Source organism: Ruegeria sp. HKCCA0235A (assembly GCF_013033235.1).
Classification (GTDB): domain Bacteria; phylum Pseudomonadota; class Alphaproteobacteria; order Rhodobacterales; family Rhodobacteraceae; genus Ruegeria.
This window is the reverse complement of sequence record NZ_WQDQ01000007.1, coordinates 23,436-44,682: the sequence shown is the minus strand read 5'-3', so window position 1 is coordinate 44,682 and position 21,247 is coordinate 23,436. Positions and strand designations below refer to the sequence as shown.

At 55.6% G+C, this 21,247-nt stretch carries 23 protein-coding genes and 1 tRNA gene; 12 read left to right on the top strand and 12 right to left on the bottom strand.

Annotated features, from left to right (window positions below; translation table 11 throughout):
• Position 1: 1 nt before the first annotated feature.
• The 9 genes from GOW56_RS13170 (at position 2) to GOW56_RS13130 (ending at position 4,514) form a co-directional block, all read left to right on the top strand.
• Positions 2-400: a ketosteroid isomerase-related protein gene (locus tag GOW56_RS13170; protein WP_171168752.1), complete on the top strand. Its 399-nt coding sequence runs from the start codon at positions 2-4 to the stop codon at positions 398-400.
• Entirely contained in the window at positions 393-986 is a 594-nt protein-coding gene (locus GOW56_RS13165; RefSeq protein WP_171206173.1) for a GNAT family N-acetyltransferase, read from the top strand. Before GOW56_RS13170 ends, GOW56_RS13165 begins: the two co-directional genes overlap by 8 nt.
• 63 nt (positions 987-1,049) lie before the next feature.
• A complete protein-coding gene (locus GOW56_RS13160) occupies positions 1,050-1,319 on the top strand; it encodes a DUF4242 domain-containing protein (protein ID WP_152458857.1) in 270 nt (89 codons plus the stop codon).
• A 67-nt stretch (positions 1,320-1,386) separates the two neighbouring features.
• Positions 1,387-2,262 (top strand): carbon-nitrogen hydrolase family protein, encoded by an 876-nt coding sequence (locus tag GOW56_RS13155; RefSeq protein WP_171206172.1) that lies wholly within the window; start codon positions 1,387-1,389, stop codon positions 2,260-2,262.
• 91 nt (positions 2,263-2,353) lie between these two features.
• Entirely contained in the window at positions 2,354-2,572 is a 219-nt protein-coding gene (gene infA / locus GOW56_RS13150) for a translation initiation factor IF-1 (RefSeq protein WP_005978431.1), read from the top strand.
• An 11-nt stretch (positions 2,573-2,583) separates the two neighbouring features.
• Positions 2,584-3,162 (top strand): nucleoside triphosphate pyrophosphatase, encoded by a 579-nt coding sequence (locus GOW56_RS13145; RefSeq protein WP_171118515.1) that lies wholly within the window; start codon positions 2,584-2,586, stop codon positions 3,160-3,162.
• Complete coding sequence (locus GOW56_RS13140; protein WP_171206171.1) at positions 3,159-4,181, top strand: ribonuclease E/G; 1,023 nt, start codon at positions 3,159-3,161, stop codon at positions 4,179-4,181. The genes GOW56_RS13145 and GOW56_RS13140 overlap by 4 nt, the downstream gene beginning before the upstream one ends.
• Positions 4,178-4,360, top strand: a complete 183-nt coding sequence (locus GOW56_RS13135) for a DNA gyrase inhibitor YacG (protein ID WP_171168742.1) — start codon at positions 4,178-4,180, stop codon at positions 4,358-4,360. Before GOW56_RS13140 ends, GOW56_RS13135 begins: the two co-directional genes overlap by 4 nt.
• Before the next feature lie 79 nt (positions 4,361-4,439).
• Positions 4,440-4,514, top strand: a tRNA-Phe gene (locus GOW56_RS13130).
• Between the two features lie 629 nt (positions 4,515-5,143).
• Here the strand turns inward: GOW56_RS13130 and GOW56_RS13125 are convergent.
• From GOW56_RS13125 to GOW56_RS13110, 3 genes are all read right to left on the bottom strand, one after another.
• The gene (locus GOW56_RS13125; protein WP_171206170.1) at positions 5,144-5,539 is read right to left on the bottom strand and encodes a nuclear transport factor 2 family protein; all 396 of its coding nucleotides are present in this window, start codon (positions 5,537-5,539) and stop codon (positions 5,144-5,146) included.
• A gap of 286 nt (positions 5,540-5,825) precedes the next feature.
• Complete coding sequence (locus tag GOW56_RS13120) at positions 5,826-7,289, bottom strand: serine protease (protein WP_217358823.1); 1,464 nt, start codon at positions 7,287-7,289, stop codon at positions 5,826-5,828.
• Positions 7,290-7,645: 356 nt separating this feature from the next.
• Entirely contained in the window at positions 7,646-9,094 is a 1,449-nt protein-coding gene (locus tag GOW56_RS13110) for a tetratricopeptide repeat protein (RefSeq protein WP_171206167.1), read from the bottom strand.
• Between the two features lie 19 nt (positions 9,095-9,113).
• On the opposite strand from GOW56_RS13110, the gene GOW56_RS13105 reads away from it, so the two are divergent.
• Together GOW56_RS13105 and GOW56_RS13100 are read left to right on the top strand one after the other, a co-directional pair.
• Positions 9,114-9,338, top strand: coding sequence for a hypothetical protein (locus tag GOW56_RS13105; protein ID WP_171120937.1), 225 nt, complete (start codon positions 9,114-9,116; stop codon positions 9,336-9,338).
• A gap of 177 nt (positions 9,339-9,515) precedes the next feature.
• Positions 9,516-10,988: a sulfatase-like hydrolase/transferase gene (locus GOW56_RS13100; protein ID WP_217358822.1), complete on the top strand. Its 1,473-nt coding sequence runs from the start codon at positions 9,516-9,518 to the stop codon at positions 10,986-10,988.
• Positions 10,989-11,185: 197 nt separating this feature from the next.
• Here GOW56_RS13100 and GOW56_RS13095 read toward each other — a convergent pair whose 3' ends face one another.
• The 8 genes from GOW56_RS13095 to GOW56_RS13060 form a co-directional block, all read right to left on the bottom strand.
• The gene (locus GOW56_RS13095; protein WP_171120940.1) at positions 11,186-11,818 is read right to left on the bottom strand and encodes a tyrosine-type recombinase/integrase; all 633 of its coding nucleotides are present in this window, start codon (positions 11,816-11,818) and stop codon (positions 11,186-11,188) included.
• Between the two features lie 228 nt (positions 11,819-12,046).
• On the bottom strand, positions 12,047-12,457 hold the full coding sequence (locus GOW56_RS13090; protein WP_171120943.1) for a universal stress protein: 411 nt from the start codon (positions 12,455-12,457) through the stop codon (positions 12,047-12,049).
• A gap of 139 nt (positions 12,458-12,596) precedes the next feature.
• A complete protein-coding gene (locus GOW56_RS13085) occupies positions 12,597-13,889 on the bottom strand; it encodes a TRAP transporter large permease (protein WP_171168727.1) in 1,293 nt (430 codons plus the stop codon).
• A complete protein-coding gene (locus GOW56_RS13080; protein ID WP_254447224.1) occupies positions 13,886-14,500 on the bottom strand; it encodes a TRAP transporter small permease in 615 nt (204 codons plus the stop codon). Before GOW56_RS13080 ends, GOW56_RS13085 begins: the two co-directional genes overlap by 4 nt.
• 72 nt (positions 14,501-14,572) lie before the next feature.
• Positions 14,573-15,562, bottom strand: coding sequence for a TRAP transporter substrate-binding protein DctP (gene dctP, locus GOW56_RS13075; RefSeq protein ID WP_171206295.1), 990 nt, complete (start codon positions 15,560-15,562; stop codon positions 14,573-14,575).
• Positions 15,563-15,666: 104 nt separating this feature from the next.
• Complete coding sequence (gene ald, locus GOW56_RS13070; protein WP_171206165.1) at positions 15,667-16,776, bottom strand: alanine dehydrogenase; 1,110 nt, start codon at positions 16,774-16,776, stop codon at positions 15,667-15,669.
• A gap of 25 nt (positions 16,777-16,801) precedes the next feature.
• Entirely contained in the window at positions 16,802-18,313 is a 1,512-nt protein-coding gene (locus GOW56_RS13065; protein WP_174831838.1) for a CoA-acylating methylmalonate-semialdehyde dehydrogenase, read from the bottom strand.
• A gap of 34 nt (positions 18,314-18,347) precedes the next feature.
• On the bottom strand, positions 18,348-19,670 hold the full coding sequence (locus GOW56_RS13060) for an aspartate aminotransferase family protein (protein ID WP_171206164.1): 1,323 nt from the start codon (positions 19,668-19,670) through the stop codon (positions 18,348-18,350).
• Between the two features lie 155 nt (positions 19,671-19,825).
• On the opposite strand from GOW56_RS13060, the gene GOW56_RS13055 reads away from it, so the two are divergent.
• Positions 19,826-20,380, top strand: coding sequence for a cupin domain-containing protein (locus GOW56_RS13055; protein ID WP_170417168.1), 555 nt, complete (start codon positions 19,826-19,828; stop codon positions 20,378-20,380).
• A 295-nt stretch (positions 20,381-20,675) separates the two neighbouring features.
• On the opposite strand, the gene GOW56_RS13050 is transcribed toward GOW56_RS13055, so the two are convergent.
• Complete coding sequence (locus GOW56_RS13050; protein ID WP_171206163.1) at positions 20,676-21,020, bottom strand: hypothetical protein; 345 nt, start codon at positions 21,018-21,020, stop codon at positions 20,676-20,678.
• Between the last annotated feature and the right edge of the window lie 227 nt (positions 21,021-21,247).

Below are 21,247 nucleotides of genomic sequence, written 5' to 3'. Positions count from 1 at the left end.
CATGAACCAGACCGTCAAAACCTATTTCGAAGCCTTCAATGCCGGTGACGTGGATGCCATGCTGGCTTGCCTGTCCGATGACGTGGCCCATCACGTGAACGAAGGCCAGATCCGCATCGGCAAGGACAAGTTCGCCGCGTTCTGCGCGCACATGAATCGCTGCTACAAAGAAAACCTGACCGACATCGTCGTGTTCGAAGCCGAAGGCGGCACCCGCGCAGCAGCCGAATTCATCGTCAACGGAACCTATCTGGAAACCGATGACGGCCTGGCGGATGCGCATGGCCAGACGTACCGCCTGCCTGCCGGTTCGTTCTTCGACCTGAAGGATGGCAAGATCACCCGCGTCACCACTTTCTACAACCTGGCGGACTGGACCAAGCAGGTTTCGAATGGCTGAGGTCACCGGCGTCCGCCCCCTGACCGGAGCGGCACTGGAAGCCGCCCTTGATGACGTTGCCCGGCTGCGGATCAAGGTATTTCACGCCTGGCCGTATCTTTACGATGGCGACCTGGAATATGAACGGAAATACCTGCAATCCTACCGCGACAGCGACAAGGCCATCGTGGTGGGCGCATTCGACAACGACCGTCTGATCGGCGCGTCAACCGGCGCCCCTCTGATCGACCACGCCGAAGATTTCGCGGCGGCCTTCGAGGGCACCGGGCTTGACCTGCATGACATCTTCTATTGCGCCGAATCGGTGCTGTTGCCCGACTATCGCGGGCAGGGTGTCGGCCACAGGTTCTTCGACGCCCGCGAAGCACACGCCCGCAGCCTGGGTTTCACCAAATGCGCGTTCTGCGGCGTGCAACGCCCGGCAGATCATCCGATGCGGCCCGACAATTACCGCCCGCTGGATGCCTTCTGGCGCGCGCGGGGATACACGCCTTTGCCCGGTGCGATCGCACAGTTTTCGTGGAAAGATATCGGCGAAGAAGGCGAATCGAAAAAACCTCTTCAGTTCTGGATCCGGGATCTCTGAACGCCAAACGCAGAAAAAACTCCCGAATCATGGTAGTGTTGGGTTTTCTGTGGGGGAATTGCCATGAAACGCTATGTTATCGAACGCGATCTTCCGGGTGTCGGTTCCATGTCCGGTGACGAACTGTGCGGCGCGTCTGCGAAGTCGAACGAAGCGCTGGCGCAAATACCCGGCGTGCAGTGGGAGCATTCCTATGTTGCTGGTGACAAGACCTTTTGCATCTATCTGGCCGAGAGCGAGGACGCGATCCACAAGCATGCGGAACTCAGCGGGTTCCCGGCCAACACGATCACCGAAGTGACCACGATCATCGATCCGACGACCGCAGGGTAATTGGGCTGTACTCCGGTCTGCGTCCGCGACTAAGGTCATGCGAATTTGACCGCACGGGGACGCTGCCATGAAAGTCGCAACTGCCGCCTATGATCTCGACTGGTTGGATAGCTGGGCACAATACGAAGACAAGCTTGAGGGGTGGGTGTCCCAGGCCGCAAGGCAGGGGGCCGAATTGTTGGTCTTTCCCGAATACGGCGCGATGGAGCTGTCGACCCTGGACGGGGCCGAGGTTGCCGGCGATCTGGAGCGGTCGATCCGGGCCGTGTCCGACCGGATGGAGGATGTACAAAACCTGCACATCCGCCTCGCCAAGACGTACAATACCTACATTCTGGGTGCGTCCGCGCCGGTTGTTGATGGAACCGGGCGTCCGGTGAACCGCGCCGCCTTCTACGCGCCGGATGGCAGTTTCGACCATCAGGACAAACAGATTATGACCCGGTTCGAACGCGAGGATTGGGACATCGCCCCCGGCGGTCCGCTCAAGCTGTTCGACACCGCGCTGGGCAAGATCGGTGTGTTGATCTGTTACGATAGCGAGTTTCCGTTGCTGGGCCGCGCACTGAGCGAGGCAGACCTAATCCTTGCGCCATCCTGTACCGAAGCGCTTTCGGGTTACTGGCGCGTGCGGATTGGCGCAATGTCAAGAGCTTTGGAAAATCAATGCGTTACAGTCATGGCCTCGCTGGTCGGGAACAACGAATGGTCCGAGGCGGTGGATATGAACACCGGGACCGGAGGCGTCTTTGGCCCGCCCGACAAGGGGTTTCCGGCCACCGGTGTGCTGGCCGAAGGCACTTTGAATCAGCCGGGCTGGACCTATGCGGATGTCGATCTGTCAGCCATCGCTGAGGTTCGCGCAGACGGTCACGTGCTGAACCGAACCCATTGGGAGGAACAGGCCGCCCGAGTCGAATCGGTCACAATATCCGCTCTTTAGGTGATTCCGCCCTTGAAATAAGGCCGAAATAGGCTCATTTAAGCGCACACCCCCGCAGATTCTGCGGGTGCAACGTAATGATGGAGACAACATGGCCAAGGAAGATACGCTCGAATTTCCCGGTGTCGTGAAGGAACTCCTGCCTAATGCGACGTTTCGGGTCGAGCTGGAAAACGGCCATGAGATCATCGCACATACGGCAGGCAAGATGCGCAAGAACCGCATCCGTGTTCTGGCCGGCGACAAGGTTCAGGTCGAGATGACCCCATATGATCTGACCAAGGGTCGGATCAACTATCGCTTCAAGTAACGCCTGCCGCAATGGCGTTTATTCTCGGATCGGGCAGCCCAAGACGGCTGGACCTGCTGGCCCAGCTTGGCGTGCAGCCCGATGCCATTTGCCCTCCTGACATCGACGAAACGCCCTTGAAGGGCGAGCTTCCGGTTCCGTATTGTCACCGTATCACGCGCCAAAAAGTGCAGGCGGTTCAATCGGATAGAGACGACGTTACCCTCTGCGCAGATACCACCGTGGCCTTGGGGCGCCGGATTCTGGGAAAGCCCGAGGATGCGGGGCAGGCAGCGGAATTTCTGCATGCTCTGTCCGGTCGCCGTCACCGCGTGATCACCTCGGTTGCGGTCCGGCGCGGAGATCGTGTGCTGCAACGTGATGTTGTCTCGCAGGTCAAGGTCAAACGCCTGTCGGACGTCGAGATCAACGCCTATCTGGCGACCGGAGACTGGCGCGGCAAGGCAGGCGCCTATGCCATTCAGGGTCCCGCAGGGGCTTTCATTCCATGGATTTCTGGGTCGTTTACCGGCATCGTCGGCCTGCCCCTGTCCGAGACCGCAGCCTTGCTGCAAGGCATCGGCTATCCACTGTATCGAGAGGCATCATGAAAGGTCGCACCATTGTTCTGGACCACATCCAAGGCCGCGAAGCGGCTGCGCTGATGGTCGACGGCAAGCTGGATGACTTCCTGATCGCCGCGGACGCCCCTGCGCCCGGCACCATCTACCGCGCCCGGGCTGACCGCCCGGTCAAGGGGCAGGGCGGAATGTTCCTGACCACGCCAGATGGCCCTGCGTTCTTGCGACAAGTCAAGGGCTTGGGTCCCGGCGCCCTGTTGTTGGTACAGGTCAGCGGGTTTGCTGAGCCCGGCAAAGCCATCCCGGTGAGCCATCGCATCCTCTTCAAAAGCCGCTATGCGATTGTCACGCCGGACGCTCCGGGCCTGAACATTTCGCGCAGTATCAAGGACGAGGACACACGAGATCAACTGCTTGAAATCGCGCACGAGCAGATGGGTGACAGCGCCTATGGATTGATCCTGCGCTCCTGCTGCGCTGGTGCGGATGCCGAAGAGATCTCGGAAGACATCTCGGCCATGTTGACGCAGGCCGAGCAGGTGATGAATGACGACGGGACCGAGCCTGAACTTCTCAGCGAGGGTGACAGCCCCCATATCCTTGCCTGGCGCGACTGGACCGACCCGGCCGAAGTCGTGACCCAGGCGGGCGGGTTCGAAACCCACGGCGTTCTGGATGCGCTGGATACGATGCGTGGAGCGTCCGAGCCTTTACCGGGCGGAGGGTATCTTTACATCGAACCCACACGCGCATTGGTCGCCGTGGATGTGAACACCGGAGCGGACACCTCGCTCGCGGCGGGCACCAAGGCCAATTTCGCCTGCGCCAAGATGCTGCCCCGTGCTTTGCGCGTACGTGGGCTGGCTGGTCAGATTACGCTGGACCTCGCGCCCATGCCAAAGAAGGATCGCCGCGGGTTTGAATCCGCTTTGCGTGCCGCGTTCAGATCAGACCCGGACGAGACGATTCTTGCAGGCTGGACCCCGCTGGGCCACTTTGAGTTGCAGCGAAAGCGTGGTCGAGTTCCTGTGATGGAGATCCTGAAATGAGCTGCCCGATTTGCGGAGGCGAGACCGAGCAGAAGTTTCGTCCGTTTTGTTCCAGGCGGTGTGCGGACATTGATTTGGCCAAATGGCTGAACGGGTCCTACTCGGTTCCGTCGCAGCGCGAAGAGGACCTTGAAGTCGAGGATGACACGCAGGACTTCACGCCAAAGCGACCACATTGAAAAAATGTAAAAAAGCCTCTGGACACCGCTGGTAGCAAGTCATAGAAGGCCCCCACCCAACGACGAACGTCGTTCCCGTGCCCGGGTAGCTCAGGGGTAGAGCAGTGGATTGAAAATCCTCGTGTCGGTGGTTCGATTCCGCCCCCGGGCACCACTTTTCTTCAAGAAAAGCAATGCGTTGACGGTTTAGCCCTTTCTGCACCTCATTGGTTGATTGCCCGGGACTGCACCGGGACTGCAAATCATTATGGACTAACATTCAGCACTTGTGAATCGCCGGTTGGGTCGTGCATGACTGCATTCTGGCGAAGTCAGAAGAAGAGACCGTTTGCCTTTACCGACTTCTGGTTGGAGCGGAGCGTTAACTTGACATTCACACGCTCATAGCACATATATCAGTCATCTCATCTACCAAGTGTGGAAAGAGAAACGAGGGCCGTTGCACTTTGTGCGACGGCCTTTGCCGTTTTAAGTGATGCGCTGGAAATAGGCATCTCTCTCTTTGCGCTTTTTTCGCCGGGCGCTCTCATACTCGATGCAGTATCCTGACTTTAGCAGGTAGTATCCGTTTCTCACCCTCAAGACGACGAGGAAATCTTCCTGATACCAGAGGAGAACGCTTCTTTGGCCTTTTCGTTTGTTTTCCCAAACATCTATTTCATCGCAGGTGTCTGCGTTTTGAATAACCCATGCGATCCATTGGAGGCGCTCACAACGCCTCATGTGGGTCTGACTTGCCGTATATGACTGTGCGTACAGTGCGCGAATTGGCGCCGGATATGGTCATGTTCCCGCAACTTGGCGTTCGTAATCCACACCATCATACCAACCGAGCGATTTGGTGACGTTCAGGTTGTCGTCTAAGTCCCATTCTTCCCAGCCCGAGAAACGAACATGGTTACCAGTCTCTTTATGATGGCCTTCGAAAGTCCACGCATAAACCATGTGGTGATCGGCGACGAGAACCATGTCGAGGTTAAGAACGAGGTCAGGGAAGTCAGCCATAAAACCCGCCGCCATGTCGCCAATCTCCGTCCGGCTCCTCATTGGGTCGCCACCGTTCATTATCATGATTGCAAGTTCAGCATATCTTCCGGCAACAGCGCCAGGCGCCTGGTTTGTCCATGCAGCGCAATGATCTTGAGCTATGCGGCGGGCGGTTTGTACATCCGGTGTCATCTATATTTACATGTCCTAAAAATCGCGAAAACACATGGTTGCAGAAACGTTAGTCGGGCCTCTGAAAGCAATCGAGTTTGCTTAACAGCGCTTCTCAACGATGGCAGGTTTGTTTGCCTCACGGCCATCCGCTCATTGAAATTTCTGCGTTTTGAACGAACGGCAGCTTTCGGGAAGCCGATAGGTGAAATCTGAGAGATACCGAATGTCGGCTGTGGGCCGCATCAGAACGTAGAGCAGGCGGCGGATACCGTTCGTTTGCGGCGCTATGGACTGCCCTTTACTACTATTTTTTCCGATGACGCACCCCAAGCCAAATGAGATTGAATGAACTGAATGCTTCGGTGGCAAGCTTAAAGTTCATTTCTGCCTGAAACACGCATCGTTGTATAAGCTCCAAATCGACATTGTCTGCATGCCCCTGCGCCAACATAAATCTATCGCTGAACGAATTGTCGAGTGTTTCATAGGCCCGCTGGGGCATAGAGGCAGTCCATGCAACGGTGCGAAGATGAAAATAGCAGCGCAATTTCAGGAAACCGCTGCCCTCGTCACGGATGGAAATAATTTCAAAGTCCTCGATCCCCTCCAACACCTCCGCCGTGACCTGCGAAATACTATCTAGAAAGCGTGCCGGAACGTCGCCTGCTTTAAGGAAGGACAAACATGCTGCAAGTGGAAGTGCCAAGAGTTCGGCTTCAGCTGCCTGCTCGACGAATTCTTCAAGTTGTTCATCATACCTCTCTGCAAAACCTTCCACTTTGGCTGAAGTGAACCTGTGCGGGTCCTTCGGAAGCGCTTCATCATTGGCAAAATAGGATTTCGATTGCTCAAAAAGGTCGCTCTCTTCCTCGGAGAATTTAATAATCACATCCCCCCAAGGCTTATTTTGAACTTCGCCCAAAACCCGCGCGGCCCGCAGCTTTGACGCGCCTATCAAGCTGATTTCTTCAAAGCGTTCAAATAGACCCGGTGGTGTATCAACTGTTGTTCTAAGCACGTCCCAGATTAACGTGACATAGGAAGGCCCGCCTTCCCAGGATGATGACACGATTCCAATCAATTCGCCCTTATCATTCACAACCGGCCCACCGCTCATTCCGCCGAGTGTGTCCATGTCTACTTCGATGCAAGGCGAAGGCATGCGCTCGCCGCGCCCATAGGGAAACGCCCCTGACACGCGACCTGAAGATACAAAGTGCGTGACTAACGGGATATTTTCCGAAATGGCCTGATGACGGAAACCAAAGGCCCAGAGGCGTTGCCTGATGAGCGGCAATGCCACTCGCATGGGCGTCAGCATGAGCGGTTCCTCCGGTATGGCATCCGAGTTTAGGGTGCAGCTAACAAGGGAAATGTCAGAGACGACGCTATGGTTAGGATCATATTTGCTCTGGCCGCTCACTGTTGTTGACGCGTATGGCAACCATACGCGAGGGCCCTTAGGTAAAAAGCTCATACACACCGGACCAAACCCTAACCCTCTGAACTCATCCAAAACATGAGTGGCCGTCAGCAACAGTCCTCGGGCAACCATTACACCGCTTCCGATGACGGTGGTGCCTGCTGGGGTTTCTTTGCTGATCGCAACAAGCGACGAGCCCGCTTCATGCATACTACCCATGGGGCCGAGCCCATCCTCGGCACTATATCGCGGGGTGCGCCAAGAAAGTGCCAGATTTGCTATCTTCGGGTTTGTATCGATTATGGGAGCTGAATATGTTTGGCCGTCGCTTTCGGTGCCTGTCATTGAGAAATCCGATTTTGGGTTAATTTGCGAACCCATTAAAATGCGTAGCCGCTGGTGTTTCAGTCAACCAAAGGCTGATCCACGTTTCAATAGTGGATTGCCACTTAGGTCTGCGGTGCTGACTTGGGTTCCAATTGAAATGCTGCACCGTGGACGAATGTCAGCTAAGTGAGCTGCTAACGCAGCATCCGAACATCACACCCAATGTCGGCTAAGGGCCGCCAGCGGCGAGGCCAATGTGTCATGGCCGAGAGATGCCGCGCTGCCTTGGAGATCTGAAACGAGCCGAGAGTGGTCATTCTTGTCGACCCCCTTCAAGCCTACGCCTGGGTGGTTCGCTTGGCAATTTGCCAAAGCTACTCCGCCCATCCGACAGAGCGCAGCTTTTTGACCAACTGTCGCGCTGTGTCTGGCTCGCGATGAAGTCGCGTCAAAAACTCTTCTATTGGAAACCCCGGCCAACTTTTTTCGATTTGATCGATCATGCGGCGCCCGTCCTGCTCCCTACCGACGGAGGAGTAAGCAGCGGCCAAGTACACGACCCCAAGAGCGGAAACCGGACCACCACTTGCGTTACCCTCTTCAAATGCAGAGATTGCTTCGTGGTATAGGCCAAGATGAAAATATGCCGCTCCCAGTATGTTCAAGTACGCAAAACGCGTGTTTTCACCTTCTCTTGGGCGATCACGGTCGCCTGCTTGTAATCCTTTTTCGAACTCTCCAGACGCGACTGCGACAACGCCATAGAAGTCCAGCACGTTGCCATTTTCAGGTGCGAGCGACAGTGCGCGTTCGGAATACCTCATGGCACTTTCGAAATCGCGTTCCACAAACGCCACCCAGCCTGCTGCTGATTGCACCCATTCGTGATCCGCGTCGAGTTCTAACGCCCGATCGCGCATTTCGCGGGCTTCAGCCAGAAAATTGTCGTGCCTGTCGCCAGCGATTGACAGAAGCGCAAGCGAGCCGAGAGTTTGGGCCGCCCCCGCATAGGGCAACGCGGAGTTCGGATCGATCTCAATCGCGGCGCGGAACAATTCCGTGGTCAACATTTGTCGATGCGCGTCGAAAATAGGATAGATTAGACCTCTGGCCTGCAAGGCCATATTGGCGGCTTCCAATGCCGCAGGCGATTGCTCCATGAGCGCCTGACGCTCGACGCGGGCCGCGAGTTCGGCATCGTCCGGACGCGGACCGGGACGGAGCACCTCAAAAACCCCGAGTGCGATTACCGCCAGCAGTACGCACGCAACAAGCACTAAGCGAAGTTTTTTCGGACCTCCACTGAGAAGTGGTCTGGCTGTGCCGTCGGCGGCCGGAGATTGCGCTGAAACGACGTGACGCTCGAATGTGGGTGCGTAGCCGCCTTTGCGTATGTGAACGCGAACCGCGTCCGCTCGGCCATCGCTGTCGTAGTAGTCATCTAATGACCTTCTCAACCGTCCCGCCTCAACGCGAACGAAGTTAGCGGAGTTTGTCTCGTCGACGGTATCCCGTCCGTAGAGATGGAACCCTATGGACTTGGCGCTGAGGTCCGCCCCCTCCTCGGACAGAGATTTCTCCGTCACGTAAATCAGGAATTCCTTGAGACGCGGCGAGTTCGCGAATATCCGACTTTCCACCACCGAAGCCACAGCAGCACGTTTTTCTTCGACACTGAGGTCGTTTCCGCTCTTGTCGCGGCAGGTGCTGTTTCCTTTGGTTTCGGTCATATTTTCAAACAGATAGTGCGTGAGCTTACTGGCGATTTTAGGGTAAGTTACTTCCCTGACGGATATTTTACCCGCAAGTCTGAGCGTGTCCAACCAGACGATTTGGAGGCACGTGACCTTTCTTGAACGATATAACCCAGGACTTTTTGTAAAGTATGTGAAGAGCCGTCAGTTCGACAGTCGCATTGGTGAAGTCTTCGACGATTTGGAAGAGATTGCCGGATCGTACGGGTTTGACGAAGTTTCAAAAGACGAACCCGCCACCTCCATCGTTTCGGAATTGATCGAAGAACTCCAGCGGCGAATAGAGGCCGTTGAAATACGAGACAACGATTGAAGGAGAGATTGCACGATGTGGATCATTCGAAACAAAACCCAGACTGCTTTGGGCTTGTCGATAGCGATAAGTGGCGCGGCCTTTGCGGCGATGGCGGCAGATCAAATCGTCCATGACGCAGAGTTTGTCCGGATGGAGCAGGAATTCGGTCTCGCCTGGGCTGACGATGACGCCACTGTGCGCGAAAAGCTGGTGGCTCTCGAAGCGCGGTTCGGAAAGAAACCCAACATTGTCTACATCATGGCCGACGACGTCGGGTACACAGAACTTGGCGTGTATGGCGGCGGCAAAATTCGTGGAGCGCCAACAGCCAGCCTGGACCGTATGGCGGAAGAGGGCATGAAGTTTCTGTCCTTCTATTCGGAGGTCGAATGCTCGCCGTCGCGTGGCGCGGTTCTGACCGGGCGTCATCCCATCCGAAACGGCGTCTATAACATCACGCTACCGGGCGAGAGCGGAACTGGTTTGCACAGTGATGAGGTGACAATCGCCGAGTTGCTGTCGGACGCGGGTTACTACACTGGTTTTTTCGGCAAGTGGCATCTGGGCGACGACGACGGCAACCATCCGACAGAACAAGGTTTCGACGAGGCGGAATGGTCGGAAGGAAATCCTCCTTGGTGGGTTAACAACAAGAACGCTTCCAAAGATGACGATATTGGCGGATTCACACAGCGCGCTTTGATGCACTCGCCCGGCCCTGAGGGATTTCCCTATGACACCGGCAGCGTCATGCGGGCAAAGAAAGGCGAGGAGCCGGAACCTGTCTATGAATACTCAATGGAAAGGTACAATACTTACGACACGGAGGTCGCGGATAACGTCATCGAGTTCATCACGCGCCGCGCCAACACGGATCAGCCGTTCTTTGTGAACTTCTGGGGCAAGGGTAATCATTTCTGGGGCGCTCACCCGGGTTTTCGCGACACACCTGCTGAAACCAATACCGCAGCTCAAATGGTGGAACATGACTACAATGTCGGGCGCGTTCTGAAAACGCTGGTCGATCTTGGGATCGCAGAGAACACCTTGGTGGTTTGGAGTTCGGACAATGGACCCATGTACACGGTGCACCCGCACGGCGGTTACTCCTTACTCCAAGGAGGCAAGGGGGAAACGCGGGAAGGCGGCATCCGCGTGCCGGCGATCGCGTGGTGGCCCGGCATGATCGAGCCGGGGCAAGACCCGCTCGACATCGTCCAGATCACGGACTTCTTTACCACATGGGCAAGCATCGGTGGCGTGCTCTCGGAGGTGCCCGGCGACCGGGTGATCGACGGTGTCGACCAATCTGGTTTGTTCCTGCTTGGAGAGGGCAACGGGCGTCGCGACTATGTCTTCCACTACAATCGCCAAAACTTGGAGGCGGTGCGCAAGGATCAGGTCAAACTGAACCTGAAGCCGAGGAATCCCAACTTTCATTTCTACGAGGTTTTCAATTTGTATCATGATCCCGCCGAGCGGTTCCCAAATGAGGCGCAAAACGGAATTTGGGCGGGCCCGGGCATCACCAAGATGATTCAGGAACACATGCTGCTGATCGAAGATTATCCGCATCGGTCAGTGAGCAGTTTCTACCGTGATTTTGACACGTCCTTCGATCCCGAACTGACGCCGCAGTATACGCCACAAAAGACAGTGGACTGGTAAGTTTCGTTTAAGGGAAGCTTGGAGCCATTGCAAATGGCTCCATCAACAAAATGTCTGCTTGGTTTGCACTTGAGACCTTGGTCACTATCGAATTCGAGCAGTCGCGGCGAAAGGCGGCTATGCGGGTTGCGGCCGCAGATTCACAGAACCACCATGAAGGTCGGCTATGGGCCGCCCGCGAGAGCGACCCGCAGTATTCAGATTTCAATGGCCTCTGCTATTGCAAGTGCATCCTCAAGTTCAACACCGAGATACCGAACAGTACTGTCCATCTTCGTGTGCCCGAGTAGGAGCTGCACCGCACGCAGATTGCCCGTCTTTTTGTAAATTTGGGTGACCTTGGTCCGCCGCATTGAATGTGTGCCATAAGCGCTTGCTTCCAAACCTATAGACGTGACCCAATCACGCACGATCCGCGCATACTGGCGCGTTGAAATGTGTAAACGCTCATGGAAACGTCCTGGCCAAAGGTATTCAGACCCGACCATGAGCTCGTCTTCCATCCACCTCTCGACTGAGCTTCGAGTTCCTTCAGAAATCTCGAAGCGGACAGGCTTCTGAGTTTTGCTTTGTAACACCGAAGCCCGCGCCTTGATCTGACCAGAAGCCATGATGTCTACGACTTTCATTTTCACCAAGTCACAGCCGCGCAACTTACTGTCGATGGCCATATTGAAGAGAGCGAGGTCGCGATGGTTTTCTGCGAGTTCTAACCTTACTCGAATTGCCCAGACGTGTTTGGGTTTCAACGGCCGTTTCTGACCGACGATGCGTCCCTTGTTCCAAGCTGGGCGAAGAGCGCGAATGGCAGGTAAGTTTGGTGTTTCCATAACTGATCCTCCGATCCGCCATGCCCGCCCACAACGACAACCCGACGTTGACGAGAGAGGATATCACAGGATGCCGCGTTGCCGCCGAGGTCGGCTGCGAGCCCTACCTCTTAAATGCCGCAAAGTGAAATTCTTGTAGACGGCAAAGCAGACCTTGGTCGCGGTGAGACCTGCTTATCACCGCAGAATTCACAGGGCAAAGTTACTGGCATGTTGCAGGCGCCAGCGTCACACTCGGAGTACATGCACCGAACACTGAGCGTGTCGAACGACGAGAGCGGCTGTTGAACCCAAAAAGAATTCTTTCATCCCAGGTTTATGCGAAGCAAGGACGATACAGTCGATGCCATGTTTGTTGGCGTATTCGGTGATAGCCCGCCCAGCCGATTGGCTCTCGATCAAGACAGAGGAAACCTCGGTTTCGTTTTTTAAGCGCTCGGCTAAACGCGCCTTTGCTTTTTGGAGAGATTTTTCTGCGATCCCTTCATCCATATAGTACATTATCTGTCTGTTTGGGGGCTCATGGATGTGCGCGGCAGTGATTTTTCCGCCTTCGGATACTAGAGCATGCGCCGCCGACATTGCGTGTTCACTGATGCCGTGTTCCAGAGACAGCGCGACTAGGATGTTTTTGTACATTTCAGACCTCTATTTTTAGGTTTAGGATTTCTGCTGCGAACTAGTCTCTCCCACGTCATCGTTGAGAGAGCGCTCTGGCACCCCACTCATTGGAATGGGGTGCGTGCATTTTGTCTTGTGCGTTGGCGCTTTCCGCCCATTATTTGCTGAGCAGGAGGTCCGGCAGGAACAGGGCCAACTCTGGTACAAAAGTTGTCAACATCAGCGTTGGGAGCCAGGCAAAGACTATGAAGATCAAAGTCGGCCACAGCATGCGCGAAACCGGTTCATCACAGACCTGCGCACCAAGATAGAGCAGAGGTGCAGTCGGAGGGGTGATGTTCGCCATACCTAAGTTTACGCCAATCACGGCCGCGAAATGGATAGGATCCATGCCGGTGCTCTGCGCGATGGGCAGTAGGATTGGTGTTGCCAAAAGCAGACCGGAGATATCATCCATGAGCATTCCGATCAGGATCATCACGACGTTGATCATCAGAAGGATCACAACTGGATTGTCCGAAACGGAATAAACCAGATCTTTGGCCAACTGAGGTGCACCCTGTGAGATCAGGTTGTCTGACACGATCAGAACCATGAAGATCATGACCATGACCACGCCAATCGTAACACCGGAATTCTGGATTGTCTGAGCCAGTGTTTTCCAGGTCAGTCCACGGTAGAAGTAGATCGCGATCGGGATCGAGTAGACCACTGCGATACCCGCAGCCTCGGTTGGCGTCATTATGCCGCCATAGATTCCGCCCAGAATGATCAGTGGCATCATAAGCGCAGGCCCGGCCAGGCGCGCCTGTACTCCGAATGTCGGCAGAAATGGTTTAGGACGTTCCGTCAGGTTTATGTCGTCATACTTCCGAAGCAGGAACTGATTTACGACGATCAAAAGGGTGATCAGGATGATCGCCGGAATGACGGTGGACAAGAAGCACTTTAGTACATGCTGCTGTGCAACCCAACCATAAAGGATGTGCGACGAACTCGGTGGGATCAACAGACCCAAGGGGCTGGCCGCGACGATCAAAGCCGCAGATTGCCCACCCGGATAGTTGGCCTTTTTCAGATGGGGCATCATGATGCCGCCTATGCAGGTCAGCGTTGCGTTTGCACTGCCGGAAATGGAGCCGAACACACCGCAGGCCAACACCCCAGCCGCGCTCAGTCCTCCTTTGATATGGCCAATGAACATTTCAGCCAGAGAGACAAGAGGGGCCGCGATTTTACCTTTCTCCATGATGCCTCCGGCGATCATGAAGAGTGGGATCGCCAGAAGTACAAGTGAGCGGATACCTGTAGAGCCGGTGGGCAAGTAGCCGGTGATGGATTGATCTCCGACAAGGGCGATGAAAATCAAAACCGATCCGAATGCTACATAAACGCTGACGCCCAACAGCAGCATAAAGCAGACGATAAGGAGACTTCCTCCGATGATCATTGGGTTTCTCCTTTTTGCATTTCTGATCTCAGGGGAAGCCCGAGCCCCTTGCGGATATGCACGTACAAATATGCCGCCGTGAACATTGCCATGAAGCCAAAGGCAATCATGATCGCAATCCGCCAGGTCACAAACGGAATGCGCAGCACCGGGGTTGCGCGCAGCCGGGGGAATGAGAAGTCATCAAGCAGCGAGACATAGCAGGCGTACATGAGGAACAGGATCACCAGGATCTCGACGGTCAGCACGACAAAGCCGCGCCACCAAATCAACCGAGGGTTTTGGATCACAATGCCAAGAATGTCCGCGTTGATGTGCAGGTTGCGGGCAGAGGCCAGAACAGCACCTGCAAAAAAGCCGATGATGCTAATGCCCAAAAGCCATTCTTCGTAGGCAAACAGATCACCGCCAAATCCATACCGGATGACAACAACTGCCCCAAATGTGAACGCCATCAGGAAACCGGCAAACATAACGATCTGCCTCATGGCAAAAGCCACTGCTTTCAGCGGATACCCAATAACAACTGGCAGCTCATCGGTGATTTTTTGCGAGCTCTTCTTTTCCGCGCTTTCGACGACCAACGGACGCTCTGCTTCAGTGCTAGACATCTTTCTCCCTCCCTTTGTTGAGCTAGAGACGAAAAAAGGGCCAACTGATTAGCTGGCCCTTCATCTCAGTGTTTATTGCTGTTCTTTTGCTGCCAGCAGGCGGTCGATGATGTCCTGACCGACGTTTTGTGCCATCGCGGGCCAGACCGTTTCCTGGACATGCGCGGCCATCGCAGCTTGTTCTTCGTCGCTCAGGCGCAGGATGGTATAGCCTTTGTCGAGCAATTTCTGGCCGAACACTTCGTCATTTTCACGATTGTAGGCAAAGAAGTCTTCGGACGCCTTTGTCATCGCGGCCTGAAGCGTGGCGCGCTGTTCGTCGTTCAGCTTGTCGAGTGTCCGCTGCGACGCGTAGAAAGTCGTCAGTTCTGAGATTGAGTTGTACTCGACAAAGTGGGTGCCAACATCTGATTTGGCGAAGATGGAATAGGTCGCGGTCTTGGTGCAGCAGATTGCTCCATCGACAATGCCGGCCTGAAGTGCGGGGAAAATGTCGCCCCATGCCATGGTTGTCGCTTGATACCCTAGTTCTTCAACCATTGATTTCACGACGCTGGACGACCAGACGCGAATGTTCATGCCCTTGTCGTCAAAGGTGTTCCAGTTTTCAGGTTCTTGCGACGAAACGATGCCGATGAACCCTTCGGGGTTCTGCGCCATTACCCGCACACCGTATTCGTCGGTGATCTCTTGCAGGATGGTGTTAAACTCGGAATCCATGTTGAGAAGCGTGCTTTCCATGTCATCCCAGCCGCCCAGCAGGAACGGCATTGACAGGAATTCCAGGCGTGGATCGGTATCGGCATAGATGAACGCCGATGCCAGGTCGATATTGCCGCGTGCAACATCTTCGAACAGCGCCTCACCCGAACCCAGTTGGTTTGCCGGGAATACTTCGATCTTCAGGCCAACGTCTGCTGCCGCGACATCCGCTGCGACCTGCTCCATCATTTTCGTGCCCTGATGGTCAATCGGGAACACGCCGGCAAAGCGCAGTGTAATGTCTTCCGCTGCGGCTGCTGTTGAGAGTGTGGTTGCAGCAAGCAAAACAGCGCCACCCATCGCGCCGAGGGCGCGGCGGTTAATCTTCGTAATCATTAAGGTTTCCTCCTCAGTGGTGTGCGTCCCGCCGCATTTCGCGCGACGGGACAATTCTTTGCTTCAATTCAGCAAAGTTCCGGGGCGACGAACTCGTATCCGAGATCATCGGCCACAGCCTTGTACGTCACCTTGCCGTGGGCCACGTTCAGGCCGTTCATAAGATGACGGTTGTCCGCAAGCGCCTGCTTCCAACCATTGTTGGCAATAGCCAGAGCGTGCGGCAGCGTGACGTTGTTGAGCGCGTAGGTTGACGTTCGGGCGACTGCGCCCGGCATGTTGGCGACACAGTAGTGAACAACATCGTCGACAACATATGTGGGCTCGGCGTGAGTGGTGGCTTTGGACGTTTCAAAGCAGCCGCCCTGGTCAATCGCCACGTCCACGACGACCGCACCGGGTTTCATTTTTGAGATCAGTTCGCGTGTGACCAGCTTGGGAGCAGCAGCACCCGGGATCAGAACCGCACCAACAACCAAATCGGCATTGGTGACTTCTTCCTCCAATGCGGCTTTGGTCGAATAGACAACCTTGGCCGACGCCTCGAAATGGTTCTCCAATTTCTCAAGAACTGCCGGATTGCGGTCCAGAATGGTCACGTCCGCGTGCAAGCCGACGGCCATCTGAGCTGCATTGAACCCAACAACACCGCCACCGATGATCACGACCTTGCCTGGTTTCACACCAGGCACACCGCCCAGCAGCACGCCCAGGCCTCCCTTTGCTTTCTCCAACGCACCGGCACCGGCCTGGATCGACATGCGACCGGCAACTTGGCTCATCGGTTTCAGCAGGGGCAGACCGCCATTGTCGTCGGTGACGGTTTCATAAGCGATGCAGACAGCGCCCGAGTCGACCAGATCTTTGGTCTGTTCCGGGTCGGGGGCCAGATGCAGATAGGTGTAAAGGATCTGACCTTCCCGCAGCATAGCGCGTTCAACAGCCTGAGGTTCCTTCACCTTCACAATCATCTCCGCATTGGCAAAGATATCCGCTGCGGTTTCGGCAATCTCCGCGCCAGCGGCACGATAGGCATCATCATCAGCCCCAATGCCTGTGCCGGCGTTGGTCTCGACGATGACGTTGTGACCATGAGAAACCAGTTCGGCGACGCTTTCAGGGGTCAGGCCAACACGGTATTCGTGGTTCTTGATTTCCTTGGGAACACCAATGAACATGTTCTTCACTCCTTGGATCGGATGATCATTTTGCCGTCGGCATGACGAATTCGGCACCTTCCGAGATGCTTTCGGGCCAGCGCTGCATGATGGATTTCTGCTTGGTGTAGAAACGAACGCCCTCTTCGCCATAGGCGTGCATGTCGCCGAACAGGCTCTTCTTCCAGCCGCCAAAGCCGTGCCAGGCCATGGGAACCGGGATCGGAACATTTACACCGACCATGCCGACCTGAACCTGCTTGCCGAACTCACGCGCAACGTTGCCGTCACGGGTGAACAACGACACGCCGTTGCCGAACTCGTGGTCGTTGATCAGTTGCAGACCTTCAGCAAAACTCGAAACGCGGACACAGGACAGGACCGGGCCAAAGATCTCTTCCTTGTAGATCTTCATGTCAGGCGTGACGTTGTCGAACAGGGTACCGCCAAGGAAATAGCCTTCCTCGTGCCCTTCGACGGTATAGTCTCGGCCATCGACCAGCAGGTCCGCACCTTCTGCGACGCCGGAGTCGATGTACCCTTTGATCCGGTCCCGCGCAGCGGCCGTGACAATCGGGCCCATCTCGGCGTCCAGTTCGAGGCCGTTTTTGACCTTCAGGGTTTCGGCACGTTCTTTCAGAACCGGCATCAGCTTGTCGGCGGCATCGTCAACCAGCAGGGCAACCGAGATGGCCATGCAACGCTCTCCGGCCGAACCATAGGCCGCGCCGATCAGGGCGTCGGCGGCTTTGTTCATGTCGGCATCCGGCATCACCAGCATATGGTTCTTCGCGCCGCCCAGAGCCTGAACGCGCTTGCCGTGGCGCGCACCGACCTCGTAGATGTAGTTCGCAATTGGCGTCGAGCCGACGAAGGACACGGCTTTGACGTCGTCGTTCTCCAGCAACGCATCCACGGCAACCTTGTCACCCTGAACCACGTTGAACACTCCGTCGGGGAAACCGGCTTTCTGCATCAGATCCGCGTACAGCAGAGAGGCCGACGGATCGGTCGGAGACGGCTTCAGGATAAAGGTATTGCCTGCGGCGATGGCGATCGGGAACATCCACATCGGCACCATGACCGGGAAGTTGAAGGGAGTGACCCCGGCGACAACGCCCAACGCCTGACGCGTTGTCCAGTTGTCCATGCCAGTGGAGACCTGCTCCGTGTAATCGCCCTTGAGGAGTTGCGGAATGCCGCAGGCAAACTCGATGATATCAATGCCGCGCTCAACTTCACCCTGCGCGTCGGTGAACACCTTGCCATGCTCAACCGTGATGGCACGTGCCAGATCGTCCTTATGCTCGCGCACCAGAGCCAGAAAGTTGTTCATCAGGCGGGCACGGCGGATCGGCGGAGTGTTCGACCACTTTGGGAACGCTGCTTTGGCGGCGGCCACTGCGTCGTTCACTGTCTGTACAGTCGCCAGCGACACCTCGCCGGTTTGCGTTCCGGTTGCGGGATTGAAAACCGGCTGAGTATTCTCACCGGAAGGAGCAGTGATTTGGCCATTAAAGTAGTGGCCGATCAAAGCGATCGGGGATGCATCTTTCATGATGTCAGTCCTTTTTGGGGTTAGAAGTCAGGGGTTATGGCAAGTCAACCAATACCTCTCCAAGTGTTTGACAAAGTGTCGTTATTTCGGGCTCCGAGATGATTAGTGGTGGCGACAAGGCGATGATGTCACCTGTGACACGGATCATTATTCCCGCGTCCCAGGCCCGTTTCATCGCATCATAGCCCCGTGCACCCGGTGCGCCCTCTCGTGGTGCCAGCTCGACCGCGCCCACCAGTCCCAGATTGCGAATATCGATGACATTCGGCAGATCCCTGAGGCTGTGAAGCTGATCCTCCCAAGGCCCCGACAGCAACGCAGCGCGGCGGAACAGATCGTTCTGTTTGTAGCTTTCCAGCGTAGCCAGCGCAGCGGCGCAGGACACAGGGTTGGCGGAATAGGTATAGCCGTGGAACAGCTCGATCGGCGCATCTGCGTTTTCCATAGCCGATGCATAGATCTTGTCTGAAACGACGACCGCACCCATCGGGATGACACCGTTGGTCAGTCCTTTTGCCGTCGTGATGATGTCCGGCTTCACATCGAAATACTCGGATGCTGTCGCGGCCCCCAAACGACCAAAGGCGGTGATGACCTCGTCGAAAATCAGCAGAATGCCATGACGGTCACAGATTTCGCGTAGCCGCTGCAGGTATCCTTTCGGCGGCAGAAGCACACCGGTGGACCCGGCCATCGGCTCAACGATCACTGCCGCAATGGTCGATGCATCGTGAAGCGCGACCAACCGTTCCAGATCATCCGCCAGTTCAGCGCCGTGTTCCGGGCAGCCGCGGGAAAAGGCATTTTTCTCTGGATCATGCGTGTGGCGCAAATGATCCACTCCTGTAAGGAGCGTTCCGAAATGCATCCGGTTCTTCACGATGCCGCCGACCGAAATGCCACCGAAGCCGGTCCCGTGGTAACCACGCTCACGCCCGATCAAACGCGTGCGCGCCCCATCCCCGCGCATGCGGTGGTAATGCAGCGCGATCTTGAGCGCCGTATCGACAGACTCGGAGCCAGAATTGGTGAAGAAAGCGTGGCTCATCCCCTCGGGCATCATCGCTGTCAGCTTTGCCGACAACTCAAATGCCTGAGGGTGGGAGAACTGGAAGTTTGGTGCATAATCCAACTCGTGCACCTGCTTCTGCACGGCTGCAACGATCAGCGGATCACGGTGACCTGCGTTGACGCACCACAGTCCGGCGGTACCATCCATGACCTTCCGGCCATCAGAACTGGTGTAATACATCCCCTCGGCCGCTTGGATCATTCGGGGCTCGCGAAGGAAATCACGATTGGCCGAAAACGGCATCCAGAACGATGACATTGTGTTGGGTTGATCGAGCACGTTCATTCCTCGTGAAACAGATTTTCATTTGATGACAAATCCTTGCAGAGTTCAGATCTTCCGCACATCCGGTTTTGTTTTAATCTGTAAGTTATTGAAAAAAATCATTGCACCCCTAGAATGCTTTCGATCCAAAGCAAGAAAGCACTAGAGTAACGGTTTTGTCATCAGATCTCGAAACAGCCCGTCGTCTAAAGTTGATTCGGACGACCAAAGGCCTCAGTCAACGTGAAATGGCCAAACGCGCGGGAGTGGGTAGCGGGACGATTTCTCAAATCGAAAGCGGTTCGACCCAACCTTCTGTGGCTTTGCTAAAGAAGATTCTTGCCTCAGTAGACGTCAATTTGGGCTTCTTCTTCAGTTTTGAATTGCAAAACGAGGAGTCGTTTTTTTACCCGCACGAAAGAATGCGCGACCTAGGATCACCCGGAGTCTCCTATTTGCTTGTCGCAGGTGAGCGCCGAGACAGAAAGCTCCAGATGCTCATAGAAGAGTACGATGTCGGTGCCGACTCGGGTCGATCTGAACTGTCGCATGAAGGAGAGGAATGTGCGGTTGTGATAGAGGGCCGTCTTGAAGTAACGGTAGATGGGCAGTCCAGGGTTCTGGGTCCCGGGGACGCGTACTACTTCTCAAGCATATTGCCACACAGGTTTCGGAATGCCGGCGATACGCCATGCAAAGTGATCAGCGCCTGCACTCCTTCGTCGTTCTGACTCAATGAAAGAGCTCTTTGTGAGCGTTTTCAATATTTCGCAGGATGGTCAATTTCGACAACAGACTCGGAATGTCGAGATGAAGTCGACATTTACAACTAGGGGCCATTTGTCGGTTTTCTTGCGCGGTCCCGAACGGCGAACTCTTGTCGGATTTCGCTCTTGTAACGAATGACTGAAATGACTGGAATGCGGGCGCGGCTCCGGCAATTTGTGTGTTCGGTGAAGGTCCTGTGTGGGCTGCTAACGCAGAATTTCAGTTTTCTGTTCGAGGTCTGCTTGGGGCCGAGCCCGTCTAAACGCTGCTGGTTACTTTCAACGCCGACATTCGCAAAGCGGACAGCAATTCTATCAAGTGTTTCTTGTTCTTTGCGCTGTACTTGGCCGCTGTTGAAGAACGCTGGATGAAGTCCGCGTACTGATCAACAGTCAGGTCACAGCTTTCAATCGCGCTCGAATACGGCTCTAGGACACGCGCGATGATCTCGGTGTTTCGTTTTGCGCCGGCCTCCAGCTCTTTCTGACTTATCGAGGTTACGCCAGCGATGATGTCCTCGGCATTGGGTGAGAACGGCGGTGAGAAAGTCGACCACGGTAGCGGCGGGATGATCTTGGTGCGGGCGGCGTAAAAGTCGTCCATCTTTTCCCTTTCTTATAACGGACGGTCCAGAGTCGACATTCAACCTACTGCCTTGGCGCTGCAGTCGCAGCCATAAAACCTGCCGTTCGCTGCGTGCGCAAAACCCCGATGCGTATAAACACGCAGTTCGCGGGACAAAGTGAGCTTTTAGTACGTTGCTCACGCTACGCCCAGCGGAATTATTGGCTGGAACGACGTCGAATGTTGCCGCCAGAACATCCAGAATC